This window comes from Streptomyces olindensis, from assembly GCF_040645895.1.
Classification (GTDB): domain Bacteria; phylum Actinomycetota; class Actinomycetes; order Streptomycetales; family Streptomycetaceae; genus Streptomyces; species Streptomyces olindensis.
The window spans coordinates 76968-99593 of the sequence record NZ_JBEYZD010000024.1; the positions used below are offsets into that span (position 1 = coordinate 76968).

At 73.0% G+C, this 22626-nt stretch carries 24 protein-coding genes and 2 tRNA genes; 13 read left to right on the forward strand and 13 right to left on the reverse strand.

Features of this window, described 5'->3' with window-relative positions; genetic code table 11:
* Nucleotide 1 precedes the first annotated feature (1 nt).
* Nucleotides 2-75 (reverse strand) — tRNA-Pro (locus ABZ948_RS17870).
* A gap of 98 nt (nucleotides 76-173) precedes the next feature.
* On the opposite strand from ABZ948_RS17870, the gene ABZ948_RS17875 reads away from it, so the two are divergent.
* The 3 genes from ABZ948_RS17875 (at nucleotide 174) to ABZ948_RS17885 (ending at nucleotide 3808) form a co-directional block, all read left to right on the forward strand.
* Complete coding sequence (locus ABZ948_RS17875; RefSeq protein ID WP_359760569.1) at nucleotides 174-752, forward strand: DUF309 domain-containing protein; 579 nt, start codon at nucleotides 174-176, stop codon at nucleotides 750-752.
* A 128-nt stretch (nucleotides 753-880) separates the two neighbouring features.
* Nucleotides 881-1651, forward strand: a complete 771-nt coding sequence (gene cobF, locus ABZ948_RS17880; RefSeq protein ID WP_359760571.1) for a precorrin-6A synthase (deacetylating) — start codon at nucleotides 881-883, stop codon at nucleotides 1649-1651.
* A gap of 81 nt (nucleotides 1652-1732) precedes the next feature.
* Nucleotides 1733-3808, forward strand: coding sequence for an MDR family MFS transporter (locus tag ABZ948_RS17885; protein ID WP_359760573.1), 2076 nt, complete (start codon nucleotides 1733-1735; stop codon nucleotides 3806-3808).
* Nucleotides 3809-3826: 18 nt separating this feature from the next.
* Here the strand turns inward: ABZ948_RS17885 and ABZ948_RS17890 are convergent, their stop codons facing one another.
* Nucleotides 3827-4567: a cobalt-precorrin-6A reductase gene (locus tag ABZ948_RS17890; protein ID WP_359760575.1), complete on the reverse strand. Its 741-nt coding sequence runs from the start codon at nucleotides 4565-4567 to the stop codon at nucleotides 3827-3829.
* 107 nt (nucleotides 4568-4674) lie between these two features.
* Here ABZ948_RS17890 and ABZ948_RS17895 point away from each other — a divergent pair, with 107 nt between their 5' ends.
* The gene (locus tag ABZ948_RS17895) at nucleotides 4675-5475 is read left to right on the forward strand and encodes an HAD-IIA family hydrolase (RefSeq protein WP_359760577.1); all 801 of its coding nucleotides are present in this window, start codon (nucleotides 4675-4677) and stop codon (nucleotides 5473-5475) included.
* Here the strand turns inward: ABZ948_RS17895 and ABZ948_RS17900 are convergent.
* A complete protein-coding gene (locus ABZ948_RS17900) occupies nucleotides 5461-6234 on the reverse strand; it encodes a sulfite exporter TauE/SafE family protein (RefSeq protein WP_359760578.1) in 774 nt (257 codons plus the stop codon). The genes ABZ948_RS17895 and ABZ948_RS17900 overlap by 15 nt on opposite strands.
* Nucleotides 6235-6313: 79 nt before the next feature.
* Nucleotides 6314-7501, reverse strand: a complete 1188-nt coding sequence (locus tag ABZ948_RS17905) for a thiolase family protein (protein ID WP_359760579.1) — start codon at nucleotides 7499-7501, stop codon at nucleotides 6314-6316.
* A 185-nt stretch (nucleotides 7502-7686) separates the two neighbouring features.
* Here ABZ948_RS17905 and ABZ948_RS17910 point away from each other — a divergent pair, with 185 nt between their 5' ends.
* Genes ABZ948_RS17910 through ABZ948_RS17925 form a run of 4 tightly spaced genes read left to right on the forward strand, consistent with a single transcriptional unit; the run spans nucleotide 7687 to nucleotide 9452 of the window.
* Entirely contained in the window at nucleotides 7687-7944 is a 258-nt protein-coding gene (locus ABZ948_RS17910; RefSeq protein WP_114257742.1) for a WhiB family transcriptional regulator, read from the forward strand.
* Nucleotides 7941-8423, forward strand: a complete 483-nt coding sequence (locus ABZ948_RS17915) for a Dps family protein (RefSeq protein WP_359760580.1) — start codon at nucleotides 7941-7943, stop codon at nucleotides 8421-8423. Before ABZ948_RS17910 ends, ABZ948_RS17915 begins: the two co-directional genes overlap by 4 nt.
* A 34-nt stretch (nucleotides 8424-8457) precedes the next feature.
* A complete protein-coding gene (locus ABZ948_RS17920) occupies nucleotides 8458-8802 on the forward strand; it encodes a DUF3140 domain-containing protein (RefSeq protein WP_031112803.1) in 345 nt (114 codons plus the stop codon).
* A 2-nt stretch (nucleotides 8803-8804) separates the two neighbouring features.
* Nucleotides 8805-9452, forward strand: coding sequence for an HhH-GDP family DNA glycosylase (locus tag ABZ948_RS17925; RefSeq protein ID WP_359760581.1), 648 nt, complete (start codon nucleotides 8805-8807; stop codon nucleotides 9450-9452).
* Nucleotides 9453-9587: 135 nt separating this feature from the next.
* On the opposite strand, the gene ABZ948_RS17930 is transcribed toward ABZ948_RS17925, so the two are convergent.
* The 8 genes from ABZ948_RS17930 to ABZ948_RS17965 form a co-directional block, all read right to left on the reverse strand.
* Nucleotides 9588-10277 carry an SDR family oxidoreductase gene (locus ABZ948_RS17930; protein ID WP_359760582.1) on the reverse strand — a complete coding sequence of 230 codons (690 nt, stop codon included), beginning with the start codon at nucleotides 10275-10277 and terminating at the stop codon, nucleotides 9588-9590.
* Complete coding sequence (locus tag ABZ948_RS17935) at nucleotides 10274-11155, reverse strand: cupin domain-containing protein (RefSeq protein WP_359760583.1); 882 nt, start codon at nucleotides 11153-11155, stop codon at nucleotides 10274-10276. The genes ABZ948_RS17930 and ABZ948_RS17935 overlap by 4 nt, the downstream gene beginning before the upstream one ends.
* Entirely contained in the window at nucleotides 11152-12513 is a 1362-nt protein-coding gene (locus tag ABZ948_RS17940; protein WP_359760585.1) for an amidohydrolase family protein, read from the reverse strand. Before ABZ948_RS17940 ends, ABZ948_RS17935 begins: the two co-directional genes overlap by 4 nt.
* A 43-nt stretch (nucleotides 12514-12556) precedes the next feature.
* On the reverse strand, nucleotides 12557-13537 hold the full coding sequence (locus ABZ948_RS17945) for an alpha-ketoacid dehydrogenase subunit beta (RefSeq protein WP_359760587.1): 981 nt from the start codon (nucleotides 13535-13537) through the stop codon (nucleotides 12557-12559).
* A complete protein-coding gene (locus ABZ948_RS17950; protein ID WP_359760588.1) occupies nucleotides 13525-14502 on the reverse strand; it encodes a thiamine pyrophosphate-dependent dehydrogenase E1 component subunit alpha in 978 nt (325 codons plus the stop codon). Before ABZ948_RS17950 ends, ABZ948_RS17945 begins: the two co-directional genes overlap by 13 nt.
* Nucleotides 14502-15839 carry a M24 family metallopeptidase gene (locus ABZ948_RS17955; RefSeq protein WP_359760590.1) on the reverse strand — a complete coding sequence of 446 codons (1338 nt, stop codon included), beginning with the start codon at nucleotides 15837-15839 and terminating at the stop codon, nucleotides 14502-14504. The genes ABZ948_RS17950 and ABZ948_RS17955 overlap by 1 nt, the downstream gene beginning before the upstream one ends.
* 52 nt (nucleotides 15840-15891) lie before the next feature.
* The gene (locus ABZ948_RS17960) at nucleotides 15892-16533 is read right to left on the reverse strand and encodes a helix-turn-helix domain-containing protein (RefSeq protein WP_359760592.1); all 642 of its coding nucleotides are present in this window, start codon (nucleotides 16531-16533) and stop codon (nucleotides 15892-15894) included.
* Between the two features lie 94 nt (nucleotides 16534-16627).
* A complete protein-coding gene (locus tag ABZ948_RS17965; RefSeq protein ID WP_359760594.1) occupies nucleotides 16628-17788 on the reverse strand; it encodes a sensor histidine kinase in 1161 nt (386 codons plus the stop codon).
* A gap of 179 nt (nucleotides 17789-17967) precedes the next feature.
* On the opposite strand from ABZ948_RS17965, the gene ABZ948_RS17970 reads away from it, so the two are divergent.
* From ABZ948_RS17970 to ABZ948_RS17990, 5 genes are all read left to right on the forward strand, one after another.
* A complete protein-coding gene (locus ABZ948_RS17970; protein ID WP_359760596.1) occupies nucleotides 17968-18696 on the forward strand; it encodes a response regulator in 729 nt (242 codons plus the stop codon).
* A gap of 110 nt (nucleotides 18697-18806) precedes the next feature.
* Nucleotides 18807-19625, forward strand: a complete 819-nt coding sequence (locus ABZ948_RS17975; RefSeq protein WP_359760598.1) for a hypothetical protein — start codon at nucleotides 18807-18809, stop codon at nucleotides 19623-19625.
* 217 nt (nucleotides 19626-19842) lie between these two features.
* On the forward strand, nucleotides 19843-20655 hold the full coding sequence (locus tag ABZ948_RS17980; protein WP_359760600.1) for an SAM-dependent methyltransferase: 813 nt from the start codon (nucleotides 19843-19845) through the stop codon (nucleotides 20653-20655).
* An 84-nt stretch (nucleotides 20656-20739) separates the two neighbouring features.
* Nucleotides 20740-21267, forward strand: coding sequence for an NUDIX hydrolase family protein (locus tag ABZ948_RS17985; protein WP_190050758.1), 528 nt, complete (start codon nucleotides 20740-20742; stop codon nucleotides 21265-21267).
* Nucleotides 21268-21344: 77 nt separating this feature from the next.
* Complete coding sequence (locus ABZ948_RS17990; protein ID WP_359760602.1) at nucleotides 21345-22346, forward strand: glycoside hydrolase family 43 protein; 1002 nt, start codon at nucleotides 21345-21347, stop codon at nucleotides 22344-22346.
* A gap of 71 nt (nucleotides 22347-22417) precedes the next feature.
* On the opposite strand, the gene ABZ948_RS17995 is transcribed toward ABZ948_RS17990, so the two are convergent.
* Nucleotides 22418-22491 (reverse strand) — tRNA-Pro (locus tag ABZ948_RS17995).
* Between the last annotated feature and the right edge of the window lie 135 nt (nucleotides 22492-22626).

Consider the following 22626-nt stretch of genomic DNA (forward strand, 5'->3'; position numbering starts at 1 on the left):
GTCGGGACGACAGGATTTGAACCTGCGACCCCTTGACCCCCAGTCAAGTGCGCTACCAAGCTGCGCCACGTCCCGGTGCGCGCCACCCGCGGTGAACCGCGTGATCGCGCGAACAGCACTTTACCCCACACCCCTGGCCGCGCCGAAAGCGGCCCGGGCGGGACAATCGGCGTATGGGCAGCACACGCGACGAGGACAGCACGGGCAACGAAAACGGCAGCGGCGGTGCGGACGGCTCGGGTCAGCCGGGAGGCGTGCGGGACCGCGACAGTGAGGGCCGGGCGCGCAACGCCCGGCCGCGGGACGGTCTCGGCCGGCCCCTGCCGTACGGCGCGGACGGCGTGCCCCGCCAGCCCGAGGGCGTCGTCCGCACCCCGGAGGAGACCGTCGCGGAGGCGCAGCGGCTGCTGGACGAGGGCAAGCCGTTCCACGCCCACGAGGTCTTCGAGGACGCGTGGAAGTCGGGGCCCGAGGAGGAGCGGGAGCTGTGGCGCGGTCTCGCCCAGCTCGCCGTGGGCCTGACGCACGCCGCCCGCGGCAATCTCACGGGCGGAGCGCGGCTGCTGCGCCGGGGCGCGAGCGCGGCCGAGACGTGGGTGTCCGGCTCCGGGCGGACCGTGCCGTACGGCATCGACGTCGGGACCGTCGCCGACTGGGCGCGGGAGCTGGCCCGGGAGGTGGAGCGGGACGGCCGGGCCGTGGACGCGGGGGCGCGGGCGCCCCGGCTTCGGGGAGCGGGCGCGGGGCGCTGAGCCGGGTCGCGGTGACGTCACGCCCCTCGCGTACGGACGCCGTGAGCGAGCCACATCTTCCCCCGAGCCCCGCCCTCCCCCACGGACGCGGTGAACCCCCGCCCCCACACGTACGGCAGACTCGGGGCGTGCGAAAGATTCATGTCATCGGTATCGGCGCGGGCGACCCCGACCAGCTCACCCTCCAGGCGGTCAAGGCACTGCGGAGCACGGACGTGTTCTTCATCCTGGACAAGGGCGAGGTGAAGGCGGACCTCACCGGGCTGCGCCGGGAGATGCTGGAGGCGCATCTGACGGAGGGGACGTACCGGGTCGTCGAGGCGCGTGACCCGGAGCGGGATCGGAGCGCCGGCGGCGCGGCCTACTCCCCCGCCGTCGGGGACTGGCGCAGTGCCCGGGCCGGCATCTACGAGCGGCTGATCGCCGAGGAGCTCGGCGAGGAGGAGACCGGCGCCTTCCTGGTCTGGGGCGACCCTTCGCTGTACGACAGCACCCTGGCGATCCTGGAGGAGGTGCTGGAGCGCGGCACCGTCGCGTTCGCGTACGACGTCGTGCCCGGCATCAGCAGCGTCTCGGCGCTCGTCGCCCGGCACCGGACGGGGCTCAACCGGGTCGCCCGGCCGGTGCAGATCACCACGGGGCGGCGGCTCGCGGAGGGCTTCCCGGAGGGCGTGGACGACGTGGTGGTGATGCTCGACGCCCACCAGGCGTTCCAGCGGTACACGGACGAGGACGTCGACATCTACTGGGGCGCCTACATCGGCACCCCGGACGAGATCCTCGTCTCCGGCCCGCTCGCCGAGGCCGCGCCCCGGATCGAGCGGTTGCGTGCCGAGGCCCGCGAGCGCAAGGGCTGGATCATGGACACGTACCTGCTGCGCCGGCATCCCCGCGACTGACACGACTGGGGCAGGCGTGACCGGGCACCCGTGCGGACGTTCTGGCATGCGCACGTAGCCCACAGGTGTGAAGGTGACGACGTGACCGTCGTGGAGGAAACCGCTCTGCCCGCCTCCCAGCCGCCGGTGCTGGACACCCGTCGCCGCAACGTCGTCTTCGTGACGATCATGCTGGGGATGCTGCTCGCGGCCCTCGACCAGACCATCGTCGGCACCGCGCTGCCGACCATCGTCTCGGACCTGGGCGGGGCGGATCACATGTCCTGGGTGGTCACCTCGTACCTCCTCGCGGAGACCGTGTCGACCGTGCTGGTCGGCAAGTTCGGCGACCTGTTCGGCCGCAAGGTGGTCTTCCAGGTCTCGGCGGTCGTGTTCATCACGGGCTCGTTCCTGTGCGGTCTGGCCACGAACATGTCGCTGCTGATCGCCTGGCGGGCGATGCAGGGCATCGGCGCGGGCGGGCTGATGGTCACGTCGATGGCGCTGATCGCGGACGTGATCCCGCTGCGCGAGCGCGGGAAGTACCAGGGCGCGATCGGCGCGGTGTTCGGCGTCTCCACCGTCATCGGGCCGCTGCTGGGCGGGCTGTTCACCGACCACCTGACCTGGCGGTGGGCGTTCTACGTCAACGTCCCCATCGCGATCGTCGTGGTGCTGGCGGCGGCCCGGACCATTCCGGTGGTGAAGTCGGCGTCCCGGCCCGTCATCGACTACCTGGGCATCGCGCTCGTCGCGGCCGGGGCCAGTGCGCTGATCCTGGCGACGAGCTGGGGCGGCAACGAGTACGCGTGGGGCTCGGGGGTGATCATCGCGCTGTTCGCGGGCGGTGTGGTCGCGCTCGGACTGTTCTGCTGGGTGGAGACCCGGGCACGTGAACCGATGCTGCCCATGCGGCTGTTCGCCAACCCGGTGTTCACGGTCTGTTCGGTGCTGAGCTTCATCGTCGGCTTCGCGATGCTCGGCGCGCTGACGTACCTGCCGACGTACCTGCAGTACGTCGACGGCGACTCGGCGACGGTGTCCGGGGTGCGGACGCTGCCGATGGTGGCCGGGCTGCTGGTCGCGTCGGTGTTCAGCGGCAGCGTGGTCAGCCGGACGGGGCGGTACCGGATCTTCCCGATCGTCGGCGCGGTGGTGATGGGCGTCGGCCTGTTCCTGATGTCCCTCATGGGGCCGGACACCGGCGCGGGGCTGGAGTCCCTGTACATGGTCGTGCTGGGCACCGGCATCGGCCTGTGCATGCAGGTGCTGACGATCGCGGTGCAGAACACCGTCGACTACGCCGACCTGGGCACGGCGACGTCCGGGGTCACCTTCTTCCGCACGCTGGGCAGTTCGTTCGGCACGGCCGTGTTCGGCACGATCTACACCAACGCGCTGACGCCCAACCTGCGGGAGGGGGTGGGCCGGGCGGCGGAGTCCGGTGGGCCGGACCCGGGCACCGTCGCGAGGGCGGCGACCAGCCCGGACGGTGTGCACGAACTGCCGCCGGCGGTGGCCGCCCCGATCGTCGGTGCCTACGCCGACACGCTCCAGACCGTCTTCCTGTGGACGGTGCCGGTCGCCGCGCTGGGCTTCCTCGTCGCCCTGTTCCTCAAGCAGGTCCGGCTGCGCGACACCGCCCGGACCGGGTCGACCGACATGGGTGAGGGGTTCGCCTCGCCGCACGGCCCGGACTCCCAGCGGGTGCTGGAGGCCGCCGTCGGGAAGATCATCGGCAGTACGGACCTGGACACCACCCGCCGGATCGTCCTGGAGTCCGACACGCGGCTCGACGTGGCCGGGGCGTGGGCGGTGATGCAGGTCGAGCTGTTCACGCGGCTGGTCGGCCACGCCAGCCTGGGGCTGATCGCCGCGCGGCGCCGGATGCCGCCCGAGGTGCTGCTGCCCGTCTTCGAGCGGATGGTCGACGAGGGGTTCCTGACCCGTTCCGGCTCCCTGCTCTCGCACACGGAGGCGGGTGCCCGCGAGGCGGCCGTCATCAGCCGGGCGTGGGCCGCCTGGCTGGAGGACCGGCTCGGGCAGGACATCGGCCGCCCCTCGGACAGCGACCTGCGTGTCGCGGTCGACGCGATCGCGAAGCGGCTGCTGGTGGAGGACCTGAGCCACGGGCTGCCGACCAGGCCGGCGAAGGTCCTGGCGACCAGCTCGGTGTGAGGGCCGGGCGTCCGGCCCCTACCGCAGCCCCAGCCGTTCCAGTGCTCCCACCACGTCGGGCACGGTCGTCACGCCGTCCGGCAGCGGCGGCCGCCGGACGACCACGACGGGCAGGCCGAGGTCCCGCGCCGCCGTGAGTTTGGCCGCCGTGGCCTCTCCCCCGCTGTCCTTGGTCACCAGGACGTCGACGCGGTGCTCGCGCAGCAGGGCCGTTTCGCCGGGGACGGTGAACGGGCCGCGGGCCAGGAGCACCTGGGTGTCCGGCGGCATCGGCGGCTCGGGCGGGTCCACCGACCGTGCCACGAAGTGGAGGTCCGTCAGGTGCGCGAAGGCGGCCAGGCCAAGGCGCCCGGTGGTGAGGAGGACCCGGCGTCCGAGCCGGGGCAGCAGGTCCGCCGCCGCCTCCAGTGAGGGGACCGGGTGCCAGAGGTCCCCGGGGCCCGGCCGCCACCCGGGGCGGCGGAGCACCACCGCCGGCACACCCGTCGCGGCCGCGGCCCGGGCCGCGTTGGCCGTGATCGACTCGGCGAAGGGATGCGTGGCGTCCACGAGCGCGCTCACGCCCTCCTCGCGCAGCCACCCGGCCAGCCCCTCGGCTCCGCCGAAGCCCCCGACGCGCACTTCCCCGTCGAGCGCCCCGGGCTTCGCGACGCGCCCCGCGAGAGACGTCGTGACGCGCACACCGGGGCGGTCGGCCAGCGCGGCGGCCAGGGCGCGGGCCTCGGTCGTGCCGCCGAGGATCAGGACGTGACAGGACACGGCGTCGAGCGTACGGGGCCCTGGACGGGGGGTATCGAGGCGGGTGCCGACACCGGGACGGGTGCGGACCACCGGCGGGGACGGCCGGTGGTGGCTATCGTCCTGGCATGGAGTCCGTGCGTGCCGTGCTCGTCGACATCGACGGGGTGCTCACCGTCTCGTGGCGGCCGTTGCCGGGGGCCGTCGAGGCGTTGCGGGAGGTCCGGGAGGCCGGTCTCGCCGTGCTGCTGGTGACGAACACGACGTCCCGGACCCGGGCGTCGATCGCGGGGACGCTGGCGGACGCGGGGTTCCCGGTGTCCGCCGAGGACATCCTGACCGCGCCCGCCGCCACCGCCGCGTATCTCGCCGAGCACTGTCCCGGCGCCCGGTGCGCGCTGCTGAACAGCGGTGACATCGCGGAGGACCTGGACGGGGTGACGGTCGTCGACCCGGCGGACACGGGCGCCGTGCCGGATGTGGTGCTGGTCGGCGGGGCCGGGCCGGAGTTCGGGTACGAGGCGCTCGACCGGGCCTTCGGGCACGTGCAGCGCGGGGCCCGGCTGGTGGCGATGCACCGCAATCTGTACTGGCGTACGGACGAGGGGCTGCGGCTGGACTCCGGCGCGTTCCTGGCCGGGCTGGAGAAGGCGGCCCGGGTGGAGGCCGAGATCACCGGCAAGCCGGCCCGGGCGTTCTTCGAGGCGGCGCTCGCCCGGCTCGGTGCCGGTGCCGGCGAGGCCGTGATGGTCGGGGACGACGTCGAGTCGGACGTGCTGGCGGCGCAGCGGGCCGGTGTCAGGGGCGTCCTCGTGCGGACCGGGAAGTTCCAGCCGGAGGCGCTGCGGGCCGCCGACGGCACGCCCGACCACGTGATCGACTCCTTCGCGGACCTTCCGGCGCTGTTGCGGGGCTCAGCGCAGCAGTAGTTGCAGCCCGCCGACGACCGTCGCCGCGATGACCAGCTGTTCGAACAGGCGCTGGTTGATCTTGTGCACGGCCCACTTGCCGAGCAGCGCGCCGGGCACGACGAACAGCACCAGCGCGAGGTCGAGCAGGAGCGAGCGGCCGTCGATCAGGCCGAGGCCGGCGCTGAAGGGCAGCTTGGAGACGTTGACGATCAGGAAGAAGAAGGCGGAGGTGCCGAGGAAGCCGAGCTTGCGGAAGCCCGCCGAGAGCAGGTACATCGACATCACCGGGCCGCCGGCGTTGGCGACCATGGTCGTGAATCCGCCGAGGACGCCGTACGAGCGGGCCTTGAGGCGGCCGGCCCGGGTGGTGATCGACTCGGGCTCCCGCTCCGCGTCGGCCGTGCGCCTGCGCCACACCGTGACGCCGGCCATCAGCAGCAGGATCGCGCCGATCGAGGTCCGGACGATCGCGTCGTCGGCCCACATCAGGAACACCGTGCCGACGACGACGCCGGCGGCGACCGCCGGGAACAGCCGCCACAGTGTGGGCCAGTGGGCGTGCCGCCGGTAGGTGGCGACGGCGAGCAGGTCCCCGGCGATGAGGATCGGCAGCAGCACGCCGGTGGAGGCGCGGGCGGGCAGCACCGCGGCGAAGATGGCGAGGCTGACCGTGTTGGCCCCGCTCACGGCGGTCTTGGAGAAGCCGACGAGCAGGGCCGCGAAGGCGAGGGCGGCGAACTCCCAGCCGGTGATGTGCCAGAGCGTCATGGTGTTCATGCGAACACTGATGCTATGTGCAACGAACCGGGGCGCACAGTGCCGTCTCGCCTGGTGGTTGTCCTGTGGCCGACAGACCCTAGGCCCGCTCGACCAGCAGCGCGCTCCCCTGCCCCACTCCGACGCACATCGTCGCCAGCCCCCGTCCCGCCCCGGTGCGCCGCATGCGGTGCAGCAGCGTCGTCAGGATGCGGGCACCCGAGCAGCCCAGGGGGTGGCCGAGGGCGATGGCGCCGCCGGTCGGGTTGACCAGGTCGGGGTCGATGCCGAGCTGGTCGACGCAGGCCAGGGCCTGGGCCGCGAACGCCTCGTTGAACTCGGCCTCCTCGATGTCGCCGACGCTCCAGCCGGCGCGGCTCAGGGCCTTGCGGGTGGCGGGGACCGGGCCGATGCCCATGACGTCGGGGTGGACGCCGGCGCTGGCTCCGGCGACGTAGCGGCCGAGGGAGGTGAGGCCCAGGTCGTTCAGGGCCTCCTCGCTGACCAGGAGCAGGCCGGCGGCGCCGTCGTTCATCGGGGAGGCGTTGCCCGCGGTGACCGTGCCGCCCTGCCGGAAGACCGGCTTCAGCCGGGACAGCTTCTCGTACGAGGTGTCCTCGCGGACGCACTCGTCGGTGTCGACGACCACGCCGTCGGGGCGTTCCACGGGCAGGAGTTCGTCGTCGAAGTGGCCGTTCTTGCGGGCCAGGGCCGCCAGCCGGTGGCTGCGCAGGGCGAACTCGTCCTGGCGTTCGCGCGCGATGCCGTACCGGGCGGCGACCTCCTCGGCCGTCTCCCCCATGGACAGCAGGCCGTGCAGGTCCTTCATGGCCGGGTTGACCAGGCGCCAGCCGAGGCGGGTGTCGACGGTCTCGACGCGGTGCGGCAGGGCCTCGTCGGGGCGGGCCAGGACGAAGGGGGCGCGGCTCATCGACTCGGAGCCGCCCGCGATCACGATGTCGGCCTCGCCGGCGGCGATGGTGCGGGCGGCCGTGGTCACGGCCTCCAGGCCGGAGGCGCAGAGGCGGTTGACCGTGGCGCCGGGCACGGACTCGGGCAGGCCGGCGAGCAGCGCGGCCATGCGGGCGACGTTGCGGTTGTCCTCGCCGGCCTGGTTGGCGGCGCCCCAGTAGACGTCGTCGACGCGGGCCGGGTCCAGGGCGGGCACGTCGCCGACCAGGGCGCGGACGACGGTCGCGGCGAGGTCGTCGGGCCGGACCGAGGAGAGGGATCCCCGCAGCTTGCCGATGGGGGTGCGGCGGGCGGCCGCGAAGTGGACGGGACGCACGAGAGGGCTCCTCACACCGCATGTTAATTAGCACTGCTAGTTTCGAACTATAGACCTCTGGCCGCCCGCTGGGAAGATTGTGCGGGTCCGGAGCGGCCCGGAGAGGCGTTCTCGCAGGCCGGGACACGGGCCCTGAGCCTCGCGCGCCGCGTTTGCACCAATGCGCCCTGGGCACCCGCGCGGTCATGGAGTGGTTGCGGAGCGCCGCCTGCGTGGACGAGGACCCCGAGCTGTTCTTTCCCGTGGGCACCGCGGGCCCCGCCCTGCGGGACGTCACGGCCGCCAAGCGGATCTGCGCGCGCTGTCCGGTGACCGACGACTGCCTGAGCTTCGCGCTGAGCAGCGGACAGGCCTCGGGCGTGTGGGGCGGCACCTGCGAGGAGGAGCGCGACGCACTGCTCAGGACCACGAGGAACGACGCGAGAAGGAGAAGCGCCCTATGACGGCTGTCAGGAGCACACTGCCCGACGAGGCCCGCCGGGTCTCCTGCGAGGCACTCCAGGACACCCTGGTGGATCTGCTCGGACTCTCGCTGATCGGGAAGCAGGCGCACTGGAACATCGTCGGACCGCGGTTCCGGTCCATCCACCTCCAGCTCGACGAGGTGGTCTCGGCCGCGCGGAACTTCGCCGACACGGTGGCGGAGCGGTCCGCGGCGCTCGGCGTCCCGCCGGACGGCCGGCCGGAGACCATCGCGAAGGCCTTCACGCTGCCCGCCCCGAAGGAGGGCTGGGTGCGCGACTCGGACGCCGTGCAGGTGATGGTCGAGTCGCTGCAGGACGCGATCGCCCGGCTGCGCGAGCGCATCGACGCGACCGAGAAGGCCGACCTGGTCACCCAGGACCTGCTGATCGGCATCACCGCCGAGCTGGAGAAGCAGCGGTGGATGTTCGACGCGGAGAACGTCCCCCGCGAAGGCTGACCGGCGCGCACCTACGTACGGAAGGGGCACCCCCATGACCGACGCCCTGGAACTGGACGCGCTGTGGGAGGACTTCCACCGCGTGGTGAACATGACCTCGCAGGAACTCGCCGCCTGGCTGCGGACGCGTGACGCCGACGAGGAGGCGGAGCCGCTGCCCGAGGAGGCGGGGACCGAGACCGGGAAGCACGTCCTGGCGATCCTCCAGAAGCGGCGCACCGACCTGACCGAGGACGACCTGCGGGTGATGCGGAACGTCGTGGACAGGGTCACCTCGCAGGTGGATCTGGAGAACGAGCCGATCCCCGAGGTGACGGCCGAGGACACGCGCCGCCGGCACCGGCTGATGACCGTCGGCCACGATCCGCTGAAGGCGTAGCCGTGAGCCGGCGGGAGCGCGTCGTACGCGAACTCGTCGACGCGCACGGCCGGACGTACGCCGACGAGGCGGGCATCCGGCTGAAGGACACACCGCAGCCGCTGTACCGGCTGCTGGTGCTGTCCCACCTGCTCAGCGCCCGCATCCGCGGATCGATCGCGCTGGCCACCGCCCGTGCCCTGCACGAGGCGGGGCTGCGCGATCCGCGCCGGATGGCCGAGGCGGACTGGCAGGAGCGGGTGGACGCGCTCGGCCGGGGCGGCTACCGGCGCTACGACGAGCGCACCGCCACACAACTCGGCGACGCGGCCGAGCTGTTGAACGAGCGGTGGGGCGGCGACCTGCGGCGGCTGCGCCGGGAGGCGGACGGCAAGGTGTCCGGACTGCGCCACCTCCTCCAGGAGTTCCCCGGCATGGGACCGGCCGGTGCCGACATCTTCCTGCGCGAGGCGCAGAGCGTCTGGCCGGAGGCCGCGCCCTACCTGGACGCCAAGGCCCTGCAGGGCGCCGAGCGGCTGAAGCTGCCCAAGGACCCGGAGCGCCTCGTCGAGCTGGCCGGGGGGACCGACCCGGCCGTGCTCGCCGCCGCGCTGGTGCGGGCGGCGGTGGACAAGGACATCGTGGAGGACACGCTCCGGCGCGCCGGATGACATCGGCCCTATGACACCGGCCGGTGGACACCGGCTGGATGACGGCCGGATGACACCGGCCGGACGCACCGGCCGAATGACGCCGGCCGAATGACGCCGGCGTCGCCGGATGGCGCCGATGACGGCCCGGCGCCGTCACCCGAGCAACCAGCCCCCGTCCACGGTCAGTTCGACCGCGTTGACCGACTGGTTGCGCAGCAGGAAGTCGACCGCGTCCACCACGTCCGCCATCGTGGCGAGCCGTCCCGTGGGCGTCTCGGTGCGCAGCGCGGCGAGCACCTTCTCCGGTTTGGCCTGCCAGTACGGGCTGTCGCCGACGACGCCGGGGTGCACCACGTTGACCCGGACGGGCGCGAGTTCGACGGCGAGGGAGTTCATCAGGCCCCGCACGCCCGCGTTGACCGTCGCCACCGTCGTCGCGCCCGGATAGGGGCGCTCCTTGGCCTGGCCGCCGAACAGCACGATGGCGCTGCCGTCGTGCAGCCGGGTCCGCAGCGCGTGCACGACCTCGGTGTAGCCGACGAGCTTGAGCGTGACCAGGCGCAGGGCGGCGTCGATGTCGTACTCGGTCACCTTGTTGTCGTCCCGGGAGACGCCCGCGATGACCAGGTGGTCCACGCGTCCCACGTCGGCGAGGGCCGCCGCGATCTCCAGCGGCCGGGCCAGGTCCACGGCGAGTCCCCGGGCGCCGACCTCCTTCGCGACCGCGTCGGCCCGGAGGGCGTCGCGGCTGGTGAGGACCACGTCGTCGCCGCGCCCGGCGCACGTCCGGGCGACCTCCAGACCGATCCCGGACGTGCCGCCCACGACGAGCACCCTGCTCATGACCCCTCCTCCAGTGCCGCACGCAGGTAGTCCCAGTCCCGCGTGAACCGGTACGAGTGCCGTGCCGGTGGCTGCGGCGCCTGCGTCTCCAGCCACCTCAGGGGCCCCTGCCCGGCGTTGACGAACCCATGCACACAGCCGGCGCCCGCCCAGGCGAGGTCCCCGGGCTCCAGCCGGTACCGCTCGCCGTCGAGGGTGGCCTCCGCGACGCCCTCGAGGATCAGGTACGTCTCCTCGAAGGGGTGGTCGTGGGTGCCGATGATCCCGTCGGACGCGTACTGCACCATGAACATCGTCGAGCCGACCGCGCCCAGGTCGCCGTCGACCATCATCTTCACGGTGATGCCGCTGTAGACCAGCAGCGCGGTGCGCATGCTCGCCGTGGCGGCCAGCAGGTCCTGGGACTGCTTGCCGGGGTCCATCTGGCCGGGCTCGAAGTGGCCGAAGGAGCGGGTGCGGGGGTCGCGGACGTCGACGCGGACCGGGTCGCGGGCGGGCAGGCCCGGCACCGCCTGGGTGTCGTGGCCGTAGCGGGCCCGCGGGACGGGGGCCAGCATGTCCGCCCAGCGGCCGCCGGTGTCCCCGGCGCCGCGCCAGGCGTGCGGCACCCCGATCGGCAGCAGGCCGTAGTCGCCCTCCTCCAGCAGGTACGAGCCCTCGGGCACGTCGAGGATCACGGCCCCGGCGAGGATGTGGAAGGTCTCCTCGTACGAGTGGACATGGGCCCGGACGCGGCCGTCGGGCCGTAGGTCGCACAGGCCGAAGCCCGTGTGCACGCTGCCGTCGTCCTCGCCGACCAGCGTCCGGCGCCGGTGGCCGTGGCCGTCGTAGGGCGCCTCGGGCAGGTCCGCGGCGCGGCGTACCAGGTGGTTCGTCATGCCGTGGCCTTCGCCCTCTTCTCCTCCTTCGCCGCCAGGAGCCGGTCCCGGGACTCCTCGACGAGGCGCAGGGCGCGTGCGGTGTCGGCGAGCAGCCGGCCGTCCCGCTTGTGGATCACGCCGTCGACGAGCACGGTGTCCACGTTGGACACGCCGGCGCACAGGGTCACCGCGGCCGCCGCGTCGTGCACGGGGGCGACGTTCGAAGCGGTGGCGTCGATGGCGACGATGTCGGCGCGCTTGCCGGGGGTGAGGGAGCCGGTGCGGTCCTCCAGCCCGGCGACGTGGGCGCCGTTGAGGGTGGCGATCTCCAGCATCTGCCGCGCGGTCAGCATGGTGTCGGGCACCGGCATGTTGGCCTGCCAGCAGTCGGCGTTGACACGGGCGCGTTCGGCGCCGAAGGCGGCGCGGATCTGGGTGAACATGTCGCCGGGCACGGTGGTGACGACGTCGATGCTCAAGGAGGGCCGCAGGCCGTGCTCGATCGCCTGCATCACGGGGGGCCAGCCGTGCCCCATCTGGAGCTCCACCTGCGGCGCGACCGACACGGTCCCGCCGCTGTCGGCGACCATCCGCCACTCCTCCTCGCTGAGGTAGCAGCAGTGGACGTAGGTGGTGTCCGGGCCGAGGAGGCCCAGACCGCGCAGTCGCCGGACCATGCCGAAGCGGCCGGCGAGCCGTCCCATGGCGACGTGCACCGTGATGGGGAGGCCGAGTTCGCGGGCGAGCGCCCACTCCTGCGTGACGACCTCGTCGACGCAGAAGCCGGGTCCGCGGGTGGCGAGGGCCATGGTCAGCAGGCCGTCGTCGGACGCGAAGTGCGTCGACCGGATCCGCCGTACGTCGTCCGCCGGGACCGCGATCCGGCTCTCGAACCAGTAGTCGGCGAGGGAGGTGTTGGCGCTTCCGTAGGCGTACTGCGCGCGGATGCCGCTCTCCGCCAGGGCCTGGACCGCGGCGTCCGGGTGTTCGGGGGTGTTGTTGATGTGCGACCAGTCGACGAGGGTGGTGATGCCGGCGTCGAGGCACTCCAGCGCGCCCGCGAGGTTGCCCGCGTAGACGTCCTGCGGGGTGTACAGGGGCGCGAAGGTGTCGAGGATGTCGACGAAGTAGTCGTCGAGGGTGGCGTCGGGGGCGACACCCCGGATCGGGGACTCCCAGGTGTGGCGGTGGGTGTCGACGAAACCGGGGATCACGATGCGGCCGGTCATGTCGAGGACCTCGGCCTCGGCGCTGATCTCGGGCCGGACGGCGGCGATCCGGCCGTCCTCGACGAGGACGTCCCCCTGGGGCAGGTCCCCGATGTCGGGGTCCATCGAGATCACGTGACCGGAGCGCAGCAGAGTCCTGGTGGTCATCGCGCTTCCTCCCATGGGGTTGTCGGTGCGTGCGGTGGGCGGCTCAGTAGGCGGCCAGTCCCCGGACCGCCGTGACGACCTTGTCGACGGTGGGGATGACCTGCTCCTCCAGCGCGTCGGCGAAGGGCAGCGGGACGCACTCCCCCGCCACCCGCCGCACGGGTGCGTCCAGCAGGCCGAATCCCTCGTCGGCGACGATCGAGACGACGGTGGCGCCCCAGCCGCCCTGGTACGGGTTCTCCTCGACGGTGACGAGCCGCGAGGTCCTGCGCAGGGACGCGAGAACGGTCGCGGCGTCCAGCGGGACCAGGCAGCGCAGGTCGACCACCTCCGCCTCGATGCCCTCCCCCGACAGCGCGTCGGCGGCCTTCAGGGCCAGGGGCACCATCGAGGCCAGGGCGACGAGCGTGACGTCCTCGCCCTCGCGGACGACGGCGGCGCGGCCCAGCTCGACGACGTGCCCGGGCGGTGGCGGTGCGCCCTTGGTGGCGAGGAGTGCCTTGTGCTCGAAGAAGACCACGGGGTCCTCGCTGCGGATCGCCGCCGCCATCATGCCGATGACGTCGGCCGGGGTCGCCGGTGCGGCGATCTTCAGGCCCGGCACGGTCAGAGCCCAGTTCTCGGTGGCCTGGGAGTGCTGGGCGCCGAAGCCGAGTCCGCCGCCGTTGGCGGTGCGCACGACGAGGGGCACGGTCACCTGACCGCCGGTCATGTAGCGGACCTTGGGGATCTCGTTGGCGAGGTAGTCCCAGCAGCAGGCCAGGAAGTCGGAGAACATGATCTCCGCGACGGGCCGCATCCCGGTCATCGCGGCGCCCATCGCCGCACCCACGATGGCCTGTTCGGATATGGGCGTGTCCCACACCCGCTCGGGCCCGAACTCCTTCAGCAGCCCCGTGGTCGTCTTGAACACCCCGCCGGCCGCGCCGATGTCCTCCCCGAGGCACACCACCGACGCGTCCCGGCGCATCTCGCGCGCGATGCCCTCGGCGACCGCCTCCCGGTAGGTGATCAGGTCCGCCATGCGGCACCTCCGTCCGCCCACACGTCGGTCAGCGCCTCACCCGGGTCGGGGCCCGGTGCGGCTCTGGCCGCCTCGACGGCCCGCTCCACGAGGTCCCGGGCCCGCTCGTCCGCCGCGGTGACCCGCTCCTCGTCGACGCCCAGCTCGGCGAGGCGCCCGCGGGCGAGGTCCAGCGGGTCGTGCTTCAGCCACCGTTCGACCTCCTCGGCCGGGCGGTAGGCCGCGGGGTCGGCGCGGCTGTGCCCGAAGTGCCGGTAGGTCTCGGCCTCCAGCACGGCGGGCCCGTCTCCGGCCCGGGCCCGGCGCGCCAGCCGCCCCACCGCCTCCTCGACGGCCTCGACGTCGTTGCCGTCGACGACCTCGCCCGGGATGCCGTGGGCCGGTGCCCGGTCGGCGGCCGGCCGGGGCACGGACGTGACGTCGACGATCGGCGTGTACTCCATGTACAGGTTGTTCTCGCACACGAACAGCACGGGCAGCTGCCAGACGGCGGCCAGGTTGAGCGACTCGTGGAAGGCGCCGATGTTGGTGGCGCCGTCACCGAAGAACGCGACGGCGAGCTGCTCGGTGCCGCGCAGCCGGGCGGACCACGCGGCGCCGACCGCCATCGGCAGGTGGGAGCCGACGATGGCGTACGAGCCGAGCATGCCGGTGGCCGCCTTGGTCAGGTGCATGGAGCCGCCCTTGGCCCGGCACAGCCCGGTCGCCCGGCTCATCAGCTCGGCGAGGCACTCCTCGGGGGTGGCTCCCCGGGCGAGGGCATGGTGGTGGCCCCGGTAGGTGGCGAACACATAGTCGTCCGGGCGCAGGGCGGCGCTCGCGCCCACGGCGACCGCCTCCTGCCCGGCCGCGAGATGGGTGGTGCCCTTGACGAGCCCCTGGAGGAACAGGTCGTGGGCGGCCTTCTCCGTCCGGCGGATGACAGCCATCCGCTCGTAGGCGGCGAGGAGTCCGGCCGTCTCCATCAGCCCGCTCCGTCGCCACGCGCGGTGTTGAGGTGGGACTGCGCCTCGCGCCGGGTGTTCAGCTCGCCGCCCACCGTCCAGTACTTGCGGCCCGCCACCAGCAGTTCCTCGGCCGGGAACTTGGTGATGACCTCGCAGCCGTCGGCGGTGACGACCAGTTCCTCCTCGATGCGGGCGGCGGACCAGCCGTCGGCGGCCGGCCAGTAGGTCTCCAGGGCGAACACCATGCCCTCTTCGAGGACTTCGGGGTGGTCGAGGGAGACCAGGCGGCTGAAGATGGGCTTCTCCCAGATCGACAGGCCGACCCCGTGGCCGTACTGGAGAGCGAAGGCGGCGGTCTCGTCGGCGAAGCCGAACTCCTCGGCGCGCGGCCACACCCGGACGATGTCGGCGGTGGTCGCCCCCGGCCGGACGAGCGCGATGGCCTCGTCCATGTACTCCCGGCAGCGCACGTAGGCGTCGCGCTGCGCCCGGGAGGCGCTGCCCACGGCGAACGTCCGGTAGTAGCAGGTGCGGTAGCCGAGGTGGCTGTGCAGGATGTCGAAGAAGGCGGGGTCGCCGGGGCGGACCAGACGGTCGCTGTAGACGTGCGGATGCGGTGAACAGCGCTCGCCCGAGATGGCGTTGACGCCCTCCACGTACTCGCTGCCGAGGTCGTACAGCACCTTGCTGACGACGCCGACGCACTCGTTCTCGCGGACGCCCGGGCGCAGGTACCCGTACAGCTCCTCGTAGGCCGCGTCGACCATCGCGCAGGCCTGGGTGAGCAGGCCGATCTCGTCGCCGGTCTTGATGCGGCGGGCCTCCAGGAAGACCTGCTGCCCGTCGACGACGTCGATGCCCTCGGCGCGCAGCGCGGCGAGGACCGGCATCTCGGCGACGTCCACGCCGAGCGGTTCGCCGGCGAGCCCGTGGTCGCGCAGCTCGGTGGCGATCTTGCGGGCGACGTCCTCGGCGATGCCCGCGTCCGGGTGGAAGGCCCCCCGCAGGGTGGAGATGCCGGCGCGGGCGCCGGTGGGCGGGCCGCCCTTGCCGTCGCTGTAGTCGAGCCACGGGTTGTACAGCTGGTGGTGGCGGGCGGCGGAGCCGAAGTCCCAGACGACCGGTTCGCCGCCCTGCACCAGCAGGGCGAAGCGGATCAGCTTGTCCATCGCCCAGGTGCCGATGTGGGTGGCCGTCATGTAGCGGATGTTGGCGAAGTCGAAGCCGAGCACCGCGCCCAGGGCGGAGCGGTTCAGCGACTCGTGCAGCCGGGCCAGCCGCTGCCCGCGCAGCCGGTCCAGGTCGATGCGCTCTTCCCAGTCGACGGCGTTGGGTCCGTATGTGCGGATCGCCATGGCGACCACCCCCACTTCGGAGTGAACGCCCGGGTGGTACGCGTGTCAAGTGTCACTGAACATCGCCGGACACGAACCAGACGCCCACGGCGGGTACCTCTCCATCGTTGCGGTAGCGGTGGGGGGTCGTCGACTCGAAGCAGACGGAGTCGCCCGGGCGGACCGTGTACTCGTCGAAACCGAGCGTGAGGACCAGCTCGCCGGAGGTCAGGTAGCCGTACTCGGTGCCCGCGTGCCGCATCAGCGCGCCGGAGCCGGAGGAGGCGCCGCCGGGCCGGTAGGTCACCAGCAGGAAGTCGACGTCCGCGCCCGGCACCCGCCCGAGCCGCTCCCACACCACGCCCGAGTCCAGCTCCAGCGTCTCGCGCTCACCGGCCGCGGCCAGCGGCCCGATCCGGCGGCCTCGGTCGGCGGCGAGGGCGGCGAGAGCGTGCGGGACGGTGCCGCGCGCCGCCGGGAGCGCCGTCGCCCCGGCACCCTCGCGGGCGTCGAAGAGGGACTCGACGGAGATGCCCAGGGCCGTGGTGATCGCGTACAGGGTGCTGACGGACGGCTGGCTCTTGCCGGTCTCGATCTGCGACACGAGGCTCGCCGACACGCCGACCTCCCGGGCGAGAGCGCGCAGACTCCTGCCGCGCTCCAGGCGGGCCTGCCGGATGCGCGCGCCGACGGGCGGCACGACGGCCGGGGACACGGGCGGCTCCTCTCACCATGCGCGCGGCGCGGCATGTTCAGCTTCATTGAACAACCCGCGCGGCGTGCCGCGCCAGCGAGACCCGGGATCCGCTTCAGCCGCCGCCCGCGGGGAAGGTCGCGGTCACCTGCCACCCCGCTCCCGCCCGCGGCCCGGCCCGCAGTTCCCCGCCCAGCGCCGTGACCCGCTCCGTCAGTCCGACCAGCCCGAAGCCGCCCCCGTGGGCCGCCTCCGGGAGCTGCGTGCCGCCGTGGCCGTCGTCCGCCACCGTGACCTCCAGCCGGTCACCGGCCCGGGCCAGGCGGACGGTGACCTCCGTGGCGTCGGCCGCGTGCCGCCGCACGTTGGTCAGCGCCTCCTGCACGACCCGGAAGGCCGCCGCCTGCACCTCGTGCGGCAGGTCGTCGGAGACGGCCGGGTCGCGACGCAGGACGGACTTCTGGCCCGGGCTCGCGAAGCCGTCGACCAGGTCGGCGATGCCGGCCAGGTCGCCGACGGGACGGCGGTCGGCGGCCTCCGCGCCCGTGTCGCGCAGCACGCCCACGGTGCGCCGCATGGACGCCAGCGCCTCGGTCGCCGCGCGCTCGATGCCGGCCAGGACGGGGTCGAGGTCCTGCGGCTGCCGAGCCGCCATCATGCGGGCCATCTGGGTCTGCACGAGGATCCCGGTGACGTGGTGGGCGACGAAGTCGTGCAGGTCGGCGGCGATGGCGACGCGTTCGGCGCGCCGCGTGTCGAAGACCGCGACGGTGCGCCGGTAGTCCAGGGAGCGCAGGTACCCGGCGAGCCCGGCGACGAGCCCGGCCAGGACCAGGCCGACCACGACGGCCAGCAGCGACTCGTCCAGCGGCGACCGGAGGTACCGCACCGGCAGCAGGAGCAGGGCGACCGCGTCGAGCGCACCGCACAGCAGCGCCGCGGGCCACGGGCAGTGGCGTACGGCGATGAACAGCAGGCTGAACAGGATCAGCACCTCGCCCGGACCGAACGGCACCTCCCTGTTCCCGGCCAGGACGCCGGTCGTGAAGAGCAGGGAGGCCCCGGCGGGCACGGCGGTGCGCAGCTGCGGGGTGAGCCACCGCGGCCTGCGGTCGGCCGGCCACAGCACGGCGGTGAGCCCGGCGAGCAGCACCACCGCCGGCGGCCAGAGGCTGTGCCCGAGCGCGCCGTGGATCACCAGGTCGTACGCGGAGGCCGCCAGCAGGAAGCCGACGGCGAAGCCCCGCAGGCAGCCCCGGGGAGAGGTCGATCTCATGCCGCTCACGGTAGGCGAGGACCCCGGGCGCGGGGATCGCCCGATCGGCCGAGGGCCTGGTCCGCAGCGTGTGGCCGTTCGGCCGAGGCGCGTGTCCGGGTCCGCGGGCGAGGGTGGAGGCACATCCCTCACCCTCCGTCACCTGGATGCCCGAGCACCGGCCGAGGCATGATCGACCCATGACGACCCCAGAACCGGCCACCGCCGGCCGCGCCGGCGCTCCCATCCGGGTGCTCATCGCGGACGACCAGGACATGGTCCGCACCGGATTCCGGTTCTTCCTCGACGCCCAGCCGGACATCACCGTGGTCGCCGAGGCCCGCGACGGCGAGGAGGCGGTGGCGCTGGCCCGCCGGGAGCGCCCGGACGTGTGCCTGCTGGACATCCGGATGCCGAAGCTGGACGGTCTGGAGGCGACCCGGCTGCTGGCCGGGCCCCAGGTCGCCGACCCGATGCGGGTGGTCGTGGTGACCACCTTCGACCTCGACGAGTACGTGTACGGCGCGCTGCGCGGCGGTGCCTGCGGCTTCCTCCTGAAGGACTCCGGGCCGACCCTCCTCGCGGAGGCCGTGCGCGCCGCCGCCGCGGGCGACTCGCTGGTCTCCCCGTCGGTCACGGTCCGCCTGCTCAAGCACGTCACGGCGGCGACTCCCGCCGACAGCGCGCCCCGGCCGGCACCCCCCGCCCCCTCGGCGCCGCTCCGGGAGCCGCTGACCGAGCGCGAGCTGGACGTGGTCCGCCTGGTCGCCCTCGGCCGCACCAACGCCGAGATCGCGGCGGAACTGTACGTCTCCCTCTCCACGGTCAAGACGCACCTGTCCAGCGTCCAGACCAAGCTGGCCGCCCGGAACCGCGTCGAGATCGCGGCCTGGGCCTGGCAGAACGGGCACGCCCGGGCCGGAGCGTGAGGCGTCCGCGCCCCGGCGGGCGCTCACCCGAACAGTCCGGTGCCGGTGGTGGGCCGTCGGTGCCGGTGGTGCGCTGAGGACACGCGTCACGTCCCCAGGAGGCACCACCGATGACCCGTCGTCCGCCCCGGCACACCCGCGTTCTCTCCTGCGCCCTCGCGGCAGGCACGCTCCTGGCCGGCGCCGCCTGCTCCGACGGCGGCGGCGAGGACGGCTCGCGCGTCCCGGGCGTCACCGCGTCGCAGGTCGCCGGGGAGCGGCGGCAGACCCCCTCCCCCACCGCCACCCTCACCGAGAGCGGTGCACGGGCCGCGCTGATCACCGAGGCGGACATCGAGGACGACTGGACCCAGGTGAAGGAGACGGAGGCCCAGAACTGGCACGACAGCCTGCTCATCGGCCGGGTGGACGTCTCCGACTTCCTCACCGCCAAGGCCCAGGCCGCCGACTGCCAACGGCTCATGGACTCCCTCTTCGACGACGACCTGCTGGGCAGACCGTCGGGCGTGTCGGCGCTGCGCGGTTTCACGCAGGGCGACTCACGGCTGCTGTACCAGGTCGCCTCCTACGACCGGACCGACCCACAGGAGTCCTTGAACTGGCTGGCTTCCCTGCCGCAGGAGTGCGACCAGTTCACCGTGACCGACGGCCGTGAACAGCGCACCGTCCAGGTCGTCGACACCTCGCCGCCCGCCGTGGGCGACGCCCGTGAGGGCCTGCGCGTGACGGTGCGGGGCCCCATCGGGGGCACGGAGGCCACCCTCACCCTGGACGTCGCCGCCGTGCGCGTCGGCAACGACGCGATCACCGTCACGGCGGGCGGGCTCGACGGCGACGAACAGGACTCCGTCGAGCAGGCCGCGCGGCTCGGCACCCAGCGCCTGGAGGACGTCCTGGCCGGCCGGACGCCCGCCGCGAGCCCCGACTGAGCCGAGTCGGGCCCGTGGCCGGACCAGGTCGCAGGCCCGCGGCTCGCTCCTGCCGCGCACCGACGGCCCCACCGGCTGCCGCGCACCGACCGCCCATCGGCTGCCGCGCACCCACCGCCCCACCCGCTCTGCCGATTCCCGGGACAGCGTGATCAACGGGACGGCACAATGGCGGCGATGGCCGGTTTCGGTCGCTCGTGCGAGGAGAGGAACAGACGTGAGTGAGAGCCACACCCCGCCGAGCGGCTCGGCGAGGCTGAACACCGGTGTGGCGCACAACGCCCGCGTGTGGAACTACTGGATCGGCGGCAAGGACAACTACGAGGTCGACCAGCAGGTCGGGGAGCACGTCGCCGGCATGTTCCCGATCATCCGGGACATCGCCCGGGCGGATAGGGAGTTCCTCGGCCGGGCCGTGGCGCACCTGGCCGGCGAGCGCGGAGTGCGGCAGTTCCTCGACATCGGCACGGGTCTGCCGACGGCGGACAACACCCATGAGATCGCCCAGCGGATCGCGCCCGACGCCCGGATCGTCTACGTCGACAACGACCCGATCGTGCTGGTGCACGCGCGCACCCTGCTGACCGGCACCAGCGACGGCGCCACCGCCTACATCGACGCCGACGTCCACGACCCGGACGCCATCATCGAGCGGGCGGCGGACACCCTCGACCTCACCCGGCCCGTCGCCGTGATGATGCTGGGCATCCTCAACTTCGTCCTGGACACCGCCAAGGCCCGGGACATCGTGCGCCGGGTGATGGCCGCGGTCCCGTCCGGGAGCTTCCTGGTCCTCACCCACCCGACCTTCGACGACGAGCTCGGCGGCGCGGGCCAGATCCCGGCCATGAAGTTCTGGAACGAGAACGCCACTCCCCCGATCACGGCCCGCAGCGGCACGGACATCGCCGCCTTCCTCGACGGCCTCGACCTGCTCGACCCGGGCATGGTGTCGTGCGGGCAGTGGCGCGCCGAGCCCGGCTCGGCCGTGCTGGTCCCGCAGTACGGCGCGGTGGCCGTGAAGCCCTGACGCGCGTGTGGCCGGTCACAGTTCCCCTGGAGCGGCTACCCAGGAAGTCCACACGGCTGAAAGTATGATCAAGCGATGTCTGACATGACCGAAACCACGCCCGGCTGGCTGTCCTCCGACGAGTTGGAGATGGCGCGCGCCCGCATGCCGATCCTGTACGTCGAGGCGGTCCCGGTACGCGTCGACGACAGCGGCGAAGTCACCAGCGTCGGCCTGCTGCTGCGCATCGGGCCCGACGGTACGGTCAGCCGGACGCTGGTCTCCGGCCGCGTGCTGCACCACGAGCGCGTCCGCGACGCCCTGCTGCGCCATCTGGAGAAGGACCTCGGGCCGGTCGCCCTGCCGCGCGTCCCGGCCTCGCTCCAGCCGTTCACGGTCGCGGAGTACTTCCCGACCCAGGGGATCACGCCGTACCACGACCCCCGCCAGCACGCGGTGTCCCTGGCCTACATCGTGCCGGTGACGGGCGACTGCCGGCCCCGGCAGGACGCGCTGGACCTGGTGTGGTTCAGCCCGCAGGAGGCCCTGTCGGAGGCGGTGCAGAGCGAGATGCCGGGTGGGCACGGGGTGCTGCTGAAGCAGGCGCTGGCGCACGCGGGCTGTGTGATCTGACCGCTCGCGGCGGTGACCGGGGCACTGGCGACGAACGGACCGGCGACGAGTAACCGGTGACGAGAGGACCTTCGCCGATGCGCCTTCCCGACATGCCGCTGCACGACCCGTTCGTCGTCGCCGACGACGTGACGCGCACGTACCACCTGTACACGTCCAACGTCCCCTCCGTGTCGGGCGTCGACGGCACCGGCACGATGGTCTACCGCAGCCACGACCTGCGTGACTGGACGGACCCCGTCGTGGTGTTCCGGACCTCCGACCAGGACGGGATCTGGGCGACCGACGGCGCGTGGGCGCCGGAGGTGCACGCGTGGGGCGGCAGGTACTACCTGTTCACGACGCTGCACAACGAGAGCAGGCCGCTTCCGGTCCCGCCGCCGAACCGGTGGGGCGTGCCGTTCCGCACCGCGACCCACATGCGCGGCACGATCACGGCGGTGTCGGACTCGCTGCTCGGCCCCTTCACCGTCCTCGACCCCTCGCGCCCGGTCCCGCCCGAGCATCTGATGACCCTCGACGGCACGCTGTACACCGACCCGGCCGGGCAGCCGTGGATGGTGTACGCGCACGAGTGGCTCCAGACCATCGACGGCACGATGGAGGCGGTCCGGCTGACCCCGGACCTGTCCGCGTCGGTCGGCGACCCGGTCCACCTCTTCAAGGCCTCGGACGCGCCGTGGACCGGCGAGCAGATCCCGGCCGGCGTACCGCATCAGCTCCCGCCGTACATCACGGACGGCCCTCAGCTGTACCGCACTCCCGACGGGTCGCTGCTCATGCTGTGGTCGACCTACGAGAAGAACGTGGCCGGCGAGGACGGCACCATCAGCGGCGGCTACGTGCAGACCTACGCCGTGTCGGAGTCCGGGGAGCTGACGGGCCCGTGGCGGCAGCACCGCCCGCTGGTCCGCGACGACAGCGGCCACGGCATGCTGTTCCGCACCTTCGACGGGCAGCTGATGATGATCCTCCACCGCCCCTTCGAGAACGCCCGCGGGAAGCTGTACGAGATGCGGCTCGACGGCCACGAGCTGGAGATCCTGCGTCGGCGCGACGACCTGGACGGCGGAGGCTGAGGCGGCACGACGGCTGCCGGAAAAGCAATCAGCGGGTCCGCCGATATCGGCGGACCCGCTGATCGATTCTGTCGGGACGACAGGATTTGAACCTGCGACCCCTTGACCCCCAGTCAAGTGCGCTACCAAGCTGCGCCACGTCCCGTTGCCCGTCTGACCTGGGGGTTTCCCCTGGCCGAACGCGCAGGGAAACAATACCGCACTCACACCGGTGATCGCGCATCCGTTTCCCGCGGCCGCCGCTTGACCTCAACATTGATTGAGGTTGCAGGCTCGTCGT